A 681-nucleotide genomic window follows, 5' to 3' on the forward strand; every position below is an offset into this window, starting at 1 on the left:
GTGCTGGCAATGATGCCTCCGGTCAGCGTTGTTTTGTCTTTAACTATGATATTAAAGCCGCCATCACCCGCTTTGATGCCTGATTGTTCCACAACACTATGATAATCGCTGGAGGATTTATCCTTTTGGAAAGAGGCGCTCATGGAGCCCCCACCACCCGTTTGTCCAGCACCAAACCCAACAGAAACAGAGTTTTGCTTGCTGGAAGTTTGTCCCGTATCACTGCGGCTGGTAATGGCAAAATCACCCCCTACTTCCATTTCTACACGCTCTCCAGAAACCACGGCGCCTGCCAATGTGGTGTTTGCCCCACTCGTGGTATGAACAGTGCCGGTGCCTATAATATGGCTGTTTTTGTGTTGAACTTCCTCACTGGAACCTTCCCCTTGACTAAAAGAAGCACTGCCCGTTGCCCCTGCGCCACCCGTGCCATAACCGGTGCCAACACTCATTGAAGAACTTTCACTGCTGTTTTGTGTGCTTTGCGTGTTTTGTGCACTTTCAAAGATGATATCTTTACCTGCTTCCATGGTGATCTTTCCGCTCTGTGCATCATTTTCCAGCACATAGATTGGATTGGTACCAGCGATAATATCAGCGCCAACACCATGAATGCTGCCTTTGTGGGCTTGCATGTTAACAGCGCGTCCGCCTTCTATGCTATCTGTCACCGCTGTGGAG

The 681-nt window shown here is 49.5% G+C and carries 1 protein-coding gene; it reads right to left on the reverse strand.

Going from position 1 to position 681, the window contains the following annotated elements; translation table 11 throughout:
- Nucleotides 1-681 (reverse strand): hemagglutinin repeat-containing protein (locus ACFIO5_RS12040; RefSeq protein ID WP_375705536.1); only part of this gene is annotated, 681 nt, incomplete at both ends.

The organism is Bartonella sp. AA86SXKL (assembly GCF_042196885.1).